The sequence below is a fragment of the Rhizobium etli CFN 42 genome (assembly GCF_000092045.1).
Taxonomy (GTDB): domain Bacteria; phylum Pseudomonadota; class Alphaproteobacteria; order Rhizobiales; family Rhizobiaceae; genus Rhizobium; species Rhizobium etli.
The window spans coordinates 1985409-1998239 of the sequence record NC_007761.1; the positions used below are offsets into that span (position 1 = coordinate 1985409).

Annotated in this window: 14 protein-coding genes; 10 read left to right on the top strand and 4 right to left on the bottom strand. The window is 59.6% G+C overall.

Annotated elements, in window-relative coordinates; genetic code table 11:
- Positions 1 to 61: 61 nt before the first annotated feature.
- The 5 genes from cysE to clpA all read left to right on the top strand — a co-directional run bounded on the left by cysE (position 62) and on the right by clpA (position 5009).
- Positions 62 to 895 (top strand): serine O-acetyltransferase, encoded by an 834-nt coding sequence (gene cysE, locus RHE_RS09720; protein ID WP_004675925.1) that lies wholly within the window; start codon positions 62 to 64, stop codon positions 893 to 895.
- Positions 896 to 1032: 137 nt separating this feature from the next.
- Entirely contained in the window at positions 1033 to 1236 is a 204-nt protein-coding gene (locus RHE_RS09725; RefSeq protein ID WP_011425185.1) for a DUF3126 family protein, read from the top strand.
- 270 nt (positions 1237 to 1506) lie between these two features.
- Positions 1507 to 1878, top strand: a complete 372-nt coding sequence (locus RHE_RS09730) for a phasin family protein (protein ID WP_011425186.1) — start codon at positions 1507 to 1509, stop codon at positions 1876 to 1878.
- Positions 1879 to 2155: 277 nt separating this feature from the next.
- Positions 2156 to 2509, top strand: a complete 354-nt coding sequence (gene clpS, locus RHE_RS09735) for an ATP-dependent Clp protease adapter ClpS (RefSeq protein ID WP_008526939.1) — start codon at positions 2156 to 2158, stop codon at positions 2507 to 2509.
- A gap of 10 nt (positions 2510 to 2519) precedes the next feature.
- Positions 2520 to 5009, top strand: coding sequence for an ATP-dependent Clp protease ATP-binding subunit ClpA (gene clpA / locus RHE_RS09740; protein ID WP_011425187.1), 2490 nt, complete (start codon positions 2520 to 2522; stop codon positions 5007 to 5009).
- A gap of 74 nt (positions 5010 to 5083) precedes the next feature.
- Here the strand turns inward: clpA and RHE_RS09745 are convergent, their stop codons facing one another.
- The 4 genes from RHE_RS09745 to RHE_RS09760 form a co-directional block, all read right to left on the bottom strand.
- Positions 5084 to 5509 (bottom strand): HIT family protein, encoded by a 426-nt coding sequence (locus RHE_RS09745; protein ID WP_011425188.1) that lies wholly within the window; start codon positions 5507 to 5509, stop codon positions 5084 to 5086.
- A 54-nt stretch (positions 5510 to 5563) separates the two neighbouring features.
- Entirely contained in the window at positions 5564 to 6754 is a 1191-nt protein-coding gene (locus tag RHE_RS09750) for a GNAT family N-acetyltransferase (RefSeq protein ID WP_011425189.1), read from the bottom strand.
- A gap of 175 nt (positions 6755 to 6929) precedes the next feature.
- Positions 6930 to 7649 (bottom strand): glycerophosphodiester phosphodiesterase, encoded by a 720-nt coding sequence (locus RHE_RS09755; RefSeq protein WP_011425190.1) that lies wholly within the window; start codon positions 7647 to 7649, stop codon positions 6930 to 6932.
- Positions 7646 to 8116, bottom strand: a complete 471-nt coding sequence (locus RHE_RS09760; RefSeq protein WP_011425191.1) for a RidA family protein — start codon at positions 8114 to 8116, stop codon at positions 7646 to 7648. Before RHE_RS09760 ends, RHE_RS09755 begins: the two co-directional genes overlap by 4 nt.
- Positions 8117 to 8252: 136 nt before the next feature.
- On the opposite strand from RHE_RS09760, the gene RHE_RS09765 reads away from it, so the two are divergent.
- The 5 genes from RHE_RS09765 to frr all read left to right on the top strand — a co-directional run bounded on the left by RHE_RS09765 (position 8253) and on the right by frr (position 12811).
- Complete coding sequence (locus RHE_RS09765) at positions 8253 to 9089, top strand: cell envelope integrity EipB family protein (RefSeq protein ID WP_011425192.1); 837 nt, start codon at positions 8253 to 8255, stop codon at positions 9087 to 9089.
- 349 nt (positions 9090 to 9438) lie between these two features.
- Positions 9439 to 10206 (top strand): 30S ribosomal protein S2, encoded by a 768-nt coding sequence (gene rpsB / locus RHE_RS09770; protein ID WP_003573382.1) that lies wholly within the window; start codon positions 9439 to 9441, stop codon positions 10204 to 10206.
- A 239-nt stretch (positions 10207 to 10445) separates the two neighbouring features.
- Positions 10446 to 11372 (top strand): translation elongation factor Ts, encoded by a 927-nt coding sequence (gene tsf / locus RHE_RS09775; protein WP_011425193.1) that lies wholly within the window; start codon positions 10446 to 10448, stop codon positions 11370 to 11372.
- A gap of 95 nt (positions 11373 to 11467) precedes the next feature.
- Entirely contained in the window at positions 11468 to 12190 is a 723-nt protein-coding gene (pyrH, locus tag RHE_RS09780) for a UMP kinase (protein ID WP_011425194.1), read from the top strand.
- Positions 12191 to 12250: 60 nt separating this feature from the next.
- Positions 12251 to 12811, top strand: a complete 561-nt coding sequence (frr, locus tag RHE_RS09785) for a ribosome recycling factor (RefSeq protein ID WP_004678618.1) — start codon at positions 12251 to 12253, stop codon at positions 12809 to 12811.
- The last annotated feature ends 20 nt before the right edge of the window (positions 12812 to 12831 follow it).

Sequence of the window (12831 nt, forward strand, 5' to 3'; positions counted from 1 at the left end):
GTTTTCCACTATATATGGGCATTCCGAAACGGCATTCCGGCTGGCAACGAGGAGAGCGGCGATGGTCGCCAAGACAGACATTCGTGCTTTTGAGACAGGCCATCCGCTGAAAGTGATGGATCCCATCTGGGACAGCCTGCGCGAGGAAGCCCGCACTGCCGCCGAAACGGACCCGGTTCTCGCCGCCTTTCTCTATTCGACGGTGATCAATCACCGGTCGCTCGAAGAGTGCGTCATCCACCGCATCTGCGAACGCCTCGATCACCCCGACATGCAGGCGATCCTCCTGCGCCAGACCTTCGAGGAAATGCTCGCCGACTGGCCGGAATGGAGTTCGATCCTGCGCGTCGATATCCAGGCGGTTTATGACCGCGATCCCGCTTGCCTCCGCTTCATGGAGGCGGTGCTCTATTTCAAGGGTTTCCACGCGCTGCAGACGCATCGTCTGGCCCACTGGCTGCTGAACCGCGGCAGGCGTGACTTCGCCCTCTATCTGCAAAGCCGCTCCTCCAGCGTCTTCCAGACCGACATCAATCCGGCCGCCCGTATCGGCAAGGGTATCTTCCTCGATCATGCCACCGGCCTCGTGATCGGCGAAACGGCTGTTGTCGGCGACAATGTTTCGATCCTGCATGGCGTCACGCTCGGCGGCACCGGCAAGGAGGGGGCCGACCGCCATCCGAAGATCGGCAGCGGCGTCATGATCGGCGCCGGCGCGAAGATTCTCGGCAACATCGAGATCGGCTTCTGCTCACGCGTCGCCGCCGGCTCTGTCGTGCTGAAGGCGGTGCCCCCCAAGAAGACGGTTGCCGGCGTGCCGGCCAAGGTCGTCGGCGAGGCCGGTTGTTCCGAACCGTCGCGTAACATGGATCAGGTGATCGGCGCCGATATCTGAGCGCCTATTGGAAAAGGAAAGGAAAACCGGCAGGGACCGAGCAGGGACAGCCACTGCCCAAGCAGCAGCCCGCCTTTACACCGCTGCTTTTCCTGTGCAAGAAGCGGCCAATCAAGATCGCTTACGGAGATGACAGAGTGAAGCCTGAAGAAATCAAGAAGCTCGACGCCTATTTCAAGCGCATGTTCAACCCGCAGATCATCGTCAAGGCGCGTCCGCGCAAGAACGATTCCGCGGAAGTGTATCTCGGCGAAGAATTTCTGGGCGTCGTCTATGTCGACGACGAAGACGGCGATCGCTCCTACAACTTTTCGATGGCGATCCTCGACGTCGATCTTTGATCGCGCCTGAGAACTTGAAGTGGACCGGGCGGCGCAAGCGCCCGGTCTTTTTTGTTTTTTTGCTGACGAATCAAATTTTTTTTAAACGCCTGGTTGTGGCGTTGTGATATATATTAGCAAAAACCGTTAAAGAGGTACGTTCACAGGCGCGCTCGCTTTGTCTTATCGCGGTAACGCAACCCTGAGATGTTTTGCGCCGCACAAGACTACTTGACTATTTGTGCGTTGCGGCTACCCTGCCGCCATCCAACAGCCCAACGGAGGACGGCCATGTTCAACTTTGACGAAGCAAACAGGAAGAGCAAGGAAGCCGTCGATACGGCGCTGAGAACCTATTCCGATACGGCGAGGGGCTTTCAGGCAATCGCCGCCGAAGCTGCTGATTATTCGAAGAAGTCCTTTCAGGATGCGGTGACGCATTTCGAAACGCTGGCCGGGGCAAAGAGCTTCGAGGCCGTGTTCGAACTGCAGACCAGCTTCGTCAAGTCCAGCTATGAGAGCTTCGTTTCCGAAGCCACCAAGCTCGGCGAAATGTACGCCGATCTCGCCAAGTCCGCCTACAAGCCTTACGAGGCTCCGATCGCCACTGCCGTCGTCAAGACGGGCAGGCAGGCGCCGGCGGCAACGCCTGCCGCCGCATGAGTTGATTGCGACGGCGCAACCTGCGCGACATATTGAAATACCGGGACCGGCTACGCATCTGTAGCCGGTCTTTTTTTGTTTCCACCTTCGCCACAGCGTCCGCTTGGATCGGCCCGGGGACTTTTTTGGCCTTTCCCGTGCATGCCGGCATTTCTTGATTGCAGTGTCTGGCAGGGGGCTTAAAATCGGCCCATTATGAACTAAGTTAGTGTTTCAGATATTCGGCGGGAAAAGCACCCTCCCATGCTCCGCCGGATTGATCGAGGAATGAATGACAATGATCGCAAAGCCGATCCGGATGCAGAACGACAGCGAAAGGAACGGGGACAACGGAAATCGCGGAACCTCGGTCATCACACGCACCAAGCCGAAGACCAAGAAGCCCAACCTTTACCGCGTGCTGCTTTTGAATGACGACTACACTCCCATGGAATTCGTCATTCATATTCTGGAGCGTTTTTTTCAGAAGGACCGTGAAAGTGCCACCCGCATCATGCTCCATGTCCACAATCACGGCGTCGGCGAGTGCGGAATATTCACATACGAGGTAGCGGAAACGAAGGTCAGCCAGGTGATGGACTTCGCCCGGCAGCACCAGCATCCGCTACAATGCGTCATGGAAAAGAAGTGAGGATCTTAACGTGCCAACATTTTCGCCTAGCTTAGAGAAGGCGCTCCACCAGGCACTGACCTTTGCCAACGAGCGGCATCATGAATATGCGACGCTCGAGCATCTGCTGCTCGCCCTGATCGACGATGCCGATGCGGCTGCGGTCATGGGCGCCTGCAACGTCGATCTCGACGCGCTGCGCAAGACGCTCGTCGAGTATGTCGATAACGAACTTTCCAATCTGATCACCGGTTACGATGAGGATTCGAAGCCGACCTCCGGCTTCCAGCGTGTCATCCAGCGTGCCGTCATCCACGTACAGTCATCCGGCCGCGAGGAGGTGACCGGCGCCAACGTGCTCGTCGCGATCTTCGCCGAGCGCGAGAGCCATGCCGCCTATTTTCTGCAGGAGCAGGAGATGACCCGCTATGATGCCGTCAATTACATTTCCCACGGCATCGGCAAGCGGCCGGGCGCGTCGGAGACCCGCACTCCGCGCGGCGCCGAGGAAGAGGCCGAGAGCAAGCCGACGGCGCGCGGCGGCGAGGAAGAGAGCGGCCCCAAGAAACAGCAGGATGCGCTCAAAGCCTATTGCGTCAATCTCAATGAGAAGGCCAAGGGCGGCAAGATCGATCCGCTGATCGGCCGTCATGCCGAGGTGAGCCGCACCATTCAGATCCTGTGCCGCCGTTCGAAGAACAATCCGCTCTATGTTGGTGATCCCGGCGTCGGCAAGACGGCGATTGCCGAAGGTCTTGCCAAGCGGATCGTGGAAGGCAAAGTTCCAGAAGCGCTCGCCGATGCGACGATCTTCTCGCTCGACATGGGCACGTTGCTTGCCGGCACACGCTACCGCGGCGATTTCGAGGAACGCCTGAAGCAGGTCGTCAAGGAGTTGGAGGAATATCCGGGAGCCGTCCTCTTCATCGACGAAATCCATACGGTGATTGGCGCCGGCGCCACCTCTGGCGGGGCGATGGATGCATCGAACCTTTTGAAGCCGGCGCTGTCATCCGGCGCCATCCGCTGCATCGGTTCGACCACCTACAAGGAATATCGCCAGTTCTTCGAGAAGGACCGGGCGCTGGTCCGTCGTTTCCAGAAGATCGACGTCAGCGAACCGTCGATCAATGATGCGATCGAGATCATGAAGGGGCTGAAGCCCTATTTCGAAGAATATCATCACCTGCGTTATTCGAACGACGCCATCAAGTCGGCCGTCGAACTGTCGGCCCGCTACATCTCCGACCGCAAGCTGCCGGACAAAGCAATCGACGTGATCGACGAAACGGGTGCGGCCCAGATGCTGCTGCCGCCCTCGAAGCGCCGCAAGCTGATCACCGAGAAGGAGATCGAGGCGACGATCGCCACGATGGCGCGCATTCCGCCGAAGACCGTCTCCAAGGACGACGAGGCGGTGCTTGCCAATCTCGAGCAGGAACTGCGTTCGGTGGTCTACGGCCAGGACATTGCGATCGAAGCGCTTTCGACCTCGATCAAGCTGGCGCGTGCCGGCCTGCGCGAGCCGAACAAGCCGATCGGCGCCTATGTCTTCTCTGGTCCGACCGGCGTCGGCAAGACCGAGGTGGCAAAGCAGCTGGCAGCGTCGCTCGGCGTAGAGCTCCTGCGTTTCGACATGTCGGAATATATGGAGCGGCACACGGTCTCGCGTCTGCTCGGCGCACCTCCCGGCTATGTCGGCTTCGACCAGGGTGGTCTCTTGACCGATGGCGTCGACCAGCATCCGCATTGCGTGGTCTTGCTCGACGAAATCGAGAAGGCGCATCCGGATATCTACAATATCCTGCTGCAGGTCATGGACCATGGCACGCTGACCGACCATAACGGCAAGAAGATCGACTTCCGCAACGTCATCCTGATCATGACGACGAATGCGGGCGCTTCTGAAATGGCCAAAGCGGCGATCGGCTTCGGTTCGTCCAAGCGCACCGGCGAGGACGAGGAGGCGCTGACCCGTCTCTTCACGCCGGAGTTCCGCAACCGTCTCGACGCGATCATTCCCTTCGCGGCACTGCCGACGGCTGTCATTCACAAGGTCGTTCAGAAGTTCATCATGCAGCTGGAGGCCCAGCTTTCCGAAAGGAACGTCACCTTCGATCTGCATGAGGATGCGATCGCCTGGCTTGCAGAAAAGGGTTACGACGAGAAGATGGGCGCCCGGCCGCTTGCCCGCGTCATCCAGGACACGATCAAGAAGCCGCTCGCCAACGAAATCCTTTTCGGCAAGCTGAAGAAAGGCGGCGTCGTCAACGTCACCGTCGGCCCGAAGGAAGACGGCAAGCCCGGTATCCTGCTGGAAGCCATTCCGGATACGGCGCCGATCAAGCCTAAGCCGGAAGCCGAGGCCGTGCATCCCGAAGCCGACGACGAGGATGATGGCGAGCTGAAGACGAAGACGGCCCGCAAGACCCGTGCCAAGACGGTCCCGCAGGCCGAGCCCGAGGTCCGCGACGCCCCCAAGAAGGGAAGCACGGTTCCCAAGGTTCCGCGCAAGAAGTGAGAGTTCGTCACCGAATTAAAAAGGCCGCGTCACCAGCGGCCTTTTTTGTTTCCCTTCGTCGGCAGAGATCCGCGTTACGCCAGGGCCGCCCGGATCTTTTCAGCATGGGCGGCGAGCACGGCGCCGTCTTCCATCTTGCCGGAATGCGGCTTGAGGGCCACGCCCTCATGGCGAGGGATGATATGGAAATGCAGATGGAACACCGTTTGTCCAGCCGCCGGCTCGTTGAACTGGGCGATGAACACGCCGTCGGCGTCGAAAACTTCCTGGACCGCCTGGGCGACCTTTTGAACGACGGTAATGGCATGGACGAGGGTGGCGGGATCGGCATCGAGGATATTGCGCGAACGCGCCTTCGGAACGACGAGCACGTGGCCCGGCGCTTGCGGCATCACATCCATGAACGCGACCGTATGCTGGTCCTCGAAGATTCGGTGCGAGGGAATTTCGCCGCGCAGGATCTTGGCGAAGATATTGTTGTCGTCATAGGCGCTGGTCATCGCAAAATCTCCTCACGTTCCATTTGATCGGGTAGCGCGCTTGGCGGGGCGGCGTCAATCCTCCTGCTGACGCTCACCCTTGCGGAAGGGGCTGTGCTCGGCCAAAAGCTCGCTCATATGTTCGACATCGGCGCGCTCGCGGGCGAGATAGTCGCCGATCGCTCGGCGCAGCCCGGCATGGGCGACATAATGGGCGGAATGCGTCGTCACCGGCAGGTAGCCGCGAGCGAGCTTATGTTCGCCCTGCGCGCCAGCCTCGACCCGTTTCAACCCTTTCGCTAAGGCGAAGTCGATCGCCTGGTGATAGCAGACCTCGAAATGCAGGAAGGGGTGGTCCTCGATGCAGCCCCAGTGACGGCCGTAGAGCGTTTCGCCGCCGATGAAATTGATCGCGCCGGCAATATAGCGTCCGTCGCGCTTGGCCATGACGAGCAGGATATCGTCGGCCATGCGCTCGCCGATCAGCGAGTAGAATTTGCGGGTGAGATAGGGCCGGCCCCATTTGCGGCCGCCGGTATCCATGTAGAATTTGAAGAACTGGTCCCAGATCCGCTCCGTCAGATCGCGCCCGGTCAGCCAGTCGATCCTGATGCCGTTTTCGAGCGCGGCGCGGCGCTCCTTGCGCAATGCCTTGCGTTTGCGCGAAGCGAGCGTTTCGAGGAACTCGTCGTGGTTGGCATAACCGTCATTGATGAAATGGAACTGCTGGTCGGTGCGGTGCAGATAGCCATCCATCTCGAAGACGCCGATCTCCTCGTCCGGCACGAAGGTAATATGCGCCGAGGAGATGCCGAGCCGGCGCACGACCTCCTTCAGGCTTTCGGCGATCGCGCTCTGGATCGGTAGGCGCTGCAACCCTTCGGCGACGAGAAGACGTGGGCCGGTCGCGGGTGTAAATGGGATCGAGCACTGCAGCTTCGGATAGTAACGCCCGCCGGCCCGCTCGAAGGCGTCGGCCCAGCCGTGGTCGAAGACATATTCGCCTTGGCTGTGGCTCTTGAGGTAGCCGGGCAGGGCGCCGATCAACTCGCCACGATCTGTTTCGAGTAACAGATGGTGGCCGAGCCAACCGGTTTCGGCCGTGGCCGAGCCTGATTCTTCCAGCGATGATAAAAAAGCGTGCGAAACAAACGGGTTGTAGGCAAGCGTGCTGCAAGCCTTGGACGCCCCGGAAAGCCTGGACCAGCTCTCCGGGGAAATCGCGGTGAAGGAGCGTTCTACGCGAATGGATAGTTCGTCGGTCATGGGGCAAATGCGAAGCCTGTGGGGGACGGGTCGGCTCTGCCTTACAGCGCCGCGCTGCTTTCAGACGCGCAAAGGACGCTGCAACACTTTAGTTGGCGCATCATTTATCCTCAAATCGATCCGATTTAAGGAATTATGCAGCAGTCTGCGCATGATCTTGGCCAAAAAGCGAGCATCAAACCGCCACACGCGGGTCGAAGCCCTCGAAGGTCATCTGGTCTGCGTTGGCGAAGGTCCGCTGGCGCGCCTCCTCGTCGCGCACTGTCCAGGTGATGACGGGAATGCCCATTTCTCGCTGGCCTGATATGAAGGCGTTCGGCAGGTCGCCATAATAATAGGAGATGAAATCAAGACCGATCTCCATCGCTCTGGCATGGGTCTCAAACTCCTCCGGTGTGTTGCCATCGGCGGTCAGCCCGAGCGGGTAGGGCGAGCCAAGCGCCTTCAGATCGCGCAGCAGCCAATGGTCGAAGCTCATCAGCGCGACCTTGCCCTCATAGCCTTCGAGCACTTCGAGCACGGATTCGGCAAAGCCTTCGTCATCGGCCTCACGCCCCTTCAGCTCCAGCACCAGCGGCACTTTGCCCGCAACAAGATCGAGAAGCTGGCGCAGCGTAGGCACCTTATCGCTGGTGCCGCCGACGGCGATCAGCCCGAGTTCCCTTGAGGTGCGCTCGCGGATGTCGCCGTTCAGATTGCACAGACGCTGCAGGTCCTCGTCGTGAAAGACGACCGGCACGCCGTCGGAGGCGTAATGCAGATCGCATTCGATCGCAAAGCCAGCTTCGACGGCACGCGAGAAGGCCGAAAGCGTATTTTCCCAGACGAGCTTGTTGAGGTCATGAAAGCCGCGATGGGCGACCGGCACGTCCTTGATCCAGGCCGCATTCGTCATTCTGCGATTTCCATGATAGCATCGATCTCGACGGCGGCGTTCAGCGGCAGGGCGGCCATGCCGACGGCGGCGCGCGCATGTTTGCCCGCCTCGCCGAGCACGCCGGCAATCAGGTTCGACGCGCCGTTGATGACGAGATGCTGCTCGACAAAGTCGGGCGCCGAGGCGACGAATCCGTTTAGCTTGATCACCCGCCGAATGCGGCCGAGATTGCCGCCAAGAGCGGCCTTGGCCTGGGCGAGAATATTGATGGCGCAGAGTTCGGCGCCGCGCTGGCCGCTTGCAACGTCTACCGTCTTGCCGAGATGGCCTGATACGGCAATCTTGCCGCCTTCGAGTGGCAACTGACCGGAGATGTAGAGAAGATTGCCGCTGATGACATAGGGAACGTAATTTGCGGCTGGGGCTGCGGCTTCGGGTAGGGTTATCCCCATCTCAGTCAGGCGCGCTGCAATTTCATCGGACATTTTCGTCTCCGCTTTTGTTGTCAATGTTTCAAAAATTATGCATCAAGACTAGAATCTTTATTATGACAGCTTCGAGCCTCGATTTGGCCGAAAGAGTTCATATAACATCGCGGCTGAGTCCAACAGGAGTGAATGAATGTTCCGATCGTCGCTTGCCGCTCTGCTTCTTGCCAGCGTATCCGCCAATGCATGGGCGGGTGCGCCTGCGGCAAGCGCTGCGATCGCGACCGGTCTCGTCGCCCATCGCGCCGTCTACGATCTGGAATTGAAGGATGCCTCGGACCGCTCCGGCATCGCCTCGATGTACGGCCGCATGGTCTATGAATTCGACGGCAGCTATTGCCAGGGCTTCACCACAAATTTCCGCTTCGTGACGCAGATCGATACTGGCGACAGCGTACGCGTCAGCGATCAGCAGACAAAGACCTTCGAGAACCTGAAGGATCGCAAGTTTACCTTCGATACCAAATCCTTCACCGACGACCAGCTCGACAAGGAGGTCAACGGCGCGGCCGAGAATCAGGCCAATGGCGTCAAAGTCGATCTCAAGCAGCCGGCGAGCCGCGAGCTGCAGCTTGGCGAAAGCCGCTTTCCGACAGAGCATATGCTCGATGTGATCCAGAACGCCAAGGAGGGAAAACGTTTCTTCGAAGCCCGCGTTTTCGACGGTTCCGATGACGGCGACAAGTCGCTGGTGACGACCACGATCGTCGGCAAGCAGGAAACGCCCGCCGCCGAGGAGGCTGATGCCGGCAATGCCGGCGCCTTCTCGAAGACAGCCTTCTGGCCGGTGACCATCGCCTATTTCAATGAGAATGCAAAAACGGATTCGCTGCCGGTCTACCGCATGTCCTTCAAACTCTACGAGAACGGCATCACCCGCGACCTGACGATGGATTATGGCGATTTCGTCCTGACCGGGAAGCTCGCCAAGCTTGAGCTGCTGGATCACAAGGCTGAGGTCTGCAAGTAGGCCGCGGTTTCTCCGCAGTCATAAAACTGAATCATAAAGTTCATTATTGTGCCGGCGACCAGCGATGATTGAGTCGCCTTCTGTCGTCCTGCTCTTGTGATTAGTTGGCAAGCTGAGCGGCGACATTTAAAGGGCAGGGCAGCCGGGCAGATGTTCGGCAGAATCCGTGTTTTTATGCCGAATGGAATGTTTTCCTTGCTTTTATGCCGAACCGAATGTATGGGCACCGGCATTCCACACGTAAGGCATGGGATCGTCCGGGAGAAATCCGGGCTGTTCCGCCGGTGGCATTCTCGAAGAGGGTGCTGTTCGTCTTGCGGAGGTTCAACCGGAAAAGGAGTAACAAGGCATGGCATTGCCTGATTTTTCTATGCGCCAGCTTCTTGAGGCAGGCGTCCACTTCGGCCACCAGACCCATCGCTGGAACCCGAAGATGAAGCCGTATATCTTCGGCGACCGCAACAACATTCATATCATCGATCTGGCTCAGACCGTTCCGATGCTGTCGCGTGCCCTTCAGGTCGTAAGCGACACCGTGGCCCGTGGCGGCCGCGTCCTCTTCGTCGGCACCAAGCGCCAGGCGTCCGAGATCATTGCCGACAGCGCAAAGCGTTCGGCCCAGTACTACGTCAACTCGCGCTGGCTCGGCGGCATGATGACGAACTGGAAGACGATCTCCAACTCGATCCAGCGCCTGCGCAAGCTCGACGAGATCCTGAACGGCGAAGCCCAGGGCTTCACCAAGAAGGAACGCCTCAACCTCGAGCGCGAGCGTGAAAAGCTCGACAAGGCTCTCGGCGGTATCCGCGATATGGGCGGCACCCCCGACCTGATGTTCATCATCGACACCAACAAGGAAAAGATCGCGATCGACGAAGCCAAGCGCCTCGGCATCCCGGTTGTCGCCATCATCGACTCGAACTGCGATCCGGACCTGATCGACTATCCGATCCCGGGCAACGACGACGCATCGCGCGCCATCGCCCTGTACTGCGAGCTGATCTCCCGCGCTGCCATCGACGGCATTGCGCGCCAGCAGAGCTCTTCCGGCCGTGATCTCGGAGCATCCTCCGAAGTTCCGGTCGAGCCGGCTCTTGAGGAAGCAGCCGAAGGCTGATGAAGGCGGGCGGAGACAAAACTCCGTCGAAGCTTGCATAGACTGGGAAGGCCGCTCGCGACTCATCGAAGTTCGGCGGCCTTGCCTGTTTCAGGGCGGAGGCATCAGGCACTCCGTCAGTAAAGTTTCGTTATGGCGCGTCTTCATCACGCTGTCATACATACAGGTACATTTCGTGCCTCAATCCGGTGCCGCGCCGCGCTTTGCGGCCCACCGTTTGAACCGACAAGAGGAAGATAATGAGCGAGATTACGGCTGCAATGGTGAAGGAACTGCGCGAAAAGACCGGCGCAGGCATGATGGACTGCAAGAAGGCTCTTGCTGAGACCAGCGGCGACATGGAAGCGGCGATCGACTGGCTGCGCGCCAAGGGCATCGCCAAGGCCGACAAGAAGTCGGGCCGCACCGCCGCTGAAGGCCTCGTCGGCGTTTCGAGCGAAGGCACGAAGGCCGTCGTTGTCGAAGTGAACTCCGAAACCGACTTCGTCGCCCGTAACGATGCCTTCCAGGATCTCGTCCGCGGCATCGCCAAGGTCGCCGTCTCGACGAACGGCACTGTCGAGGCCGTTGCGGCCGCGACCTATCCGGCATCCGGCAAGTCCGTTTCCGACACGATCAAGGATGCGATCGCAACGATCGGCGAGAACATGAACCTGCGCCGTTCGATCGCTCTCTCCGTCGAGGACGGCGTCGTCGCCACCTATATCCACAATGCTGTTTCCGATGGCCTCGGCAAGCTCGGTGTTCTCGTCGCGCTGAAGTCGACCGGCGACAAGGAAGCCCTGAACGCAATCGGCCGTCAGGTCGCCATGCACATTGCTGCGACGGCGCCCCTGGCGATCCGCCCGGAAGAAGTCGATGCCGCCGTCGCCGAACGCGAGCGCAACGTCTTCATCGAGCAGTCGCGCGCTTCGGGCAAGCCCGACAACATCATCGAAAAGATGGTCGAAGGCCGCATGCGCAAGTTCTTCGAGGAAGTCGCTCTTCTCTCGCAATCTTTCGTCATCAATCCGGATCTCACCGTCGCAGCCGCCATCAAGGAAGCTGAAAAGGCCGTCGGCGCCCCGATCGAAGTTGCCGGCATGGCCCGTCTCCTGCTCGGCGAAGGCGTCGAGAAGGAAGAGACCGATTTCGCGGCCGAAGTTGCGGCTGCCGTCAAGGGTTGATCTTTCAGCCATAATTGGGAAAACGCCAGGGCATCGCGTGACAACGCGGTGCCCTTCGTGTATCGGGCATTCACGGCAATTTACGAGGAGCCAAGATGTCTTTAGAGCCTGTCTATAAACGCGTTCTGCTCAAGGCTTCCGGCGAAGCGCTCATGGGTGCCCAGGGTTTCGGGATCGATGTCACGGTGGCGGACCGCATTGCATCCGATATCGCCGAGGCAAGGCATATGGGCGTGGAAGTCGGCGTCGTCGTCGGTGGCGGCAATATCTTCCGTGGTGTCGCAGTCGCATCCAAAGGTGGCGACCGGGTGACCGGCGACCATATGGGCATGCTCGGCACCATCATCAACGCTCTGGCGCTCGCAACCTCGCTGCGCAAGCTGAACATCGATACGGTGGTGCTTTCGGCCATCTCCATGCCGGAGATCTGCGAGAGCTTCTCGCAGCGAGCGACCCTTTATCATCTGTCGATGGGACGCGTGGTGATCTTTGCCGGCGGGACCGGCAATCCCTTCTTCACGACCGATTCCGCCGCCGCACTGCGCGCGGCCGAAATGGGCGCGCAAGCGATCTTCAAGGGCACGCAGGTGGACGGCATCTACACCGCCGACCCGAAAAAATATCCCGATGCGACCCGCTTCGACCGCCTGACGCACCAGGAAGTGCTGGACAGGGGGCTTGCGGTGATGGACGTTGCCGCCGTGGCGCTCGCCAGGGAAAATTCCATTCCGATCATCGTCTTCTCGATTCACGAGAAAGGTGGTTTTGCTGAAATCTTGACGGGCGGTGGCCTCAAGACCATCGTCTCCGACAATTGATAGTGAAGCGCGGCCGGCGAATCTGAAAGATCGCGACGCGCTTTATACGGGAGCATCGACATGAGTGAAGGTATCGATATCAAGGAACTGAAGCGCCGCATGGACGGCGCGGTCTCCGCATTCAAGAGCGACATCGCATCGCTGCGCACCGGCCGTGCTTCGGCCAACATTCTCGATCCGGTAACCATCGAGGCCTACGGTTCGCGCGTGCCGCTGAACCAGGTCGCGAACATCACCGTGCCCGAGCCGCGCATGCTGACGGTTTCCGTCTGGGACAAGTCGATGGTCAGCGCCGTCGAGCGCGGCATCCGCGAATCCAATCTCGGCCTCAACCCGATCGTCGACGGTCAGAGCCTGCGCATTCCGCTGCCGGAGCTGAACGAGGAGCGCCGCAAGTCGCTCGTTAAGGTGGCTCATGACTATGCCGAAAAGAGCAAGGTTGCGATTCGCCATGTTCGCCGTGACGGCATGGATGGCCTCAAGAAGGCCGAAAAGGACGGTGTAATCGGACAGGACGAGAGCCGTGCGCAGTCTGAACGCGTCCAGAAGATGACGGACGAGACGATTTCGGAAATCGACCGCTTGCTTGGCGAGAAGGAAAAGGAAATCATGCAGGTCTAGTGGACCTGTACCTTTGCCTG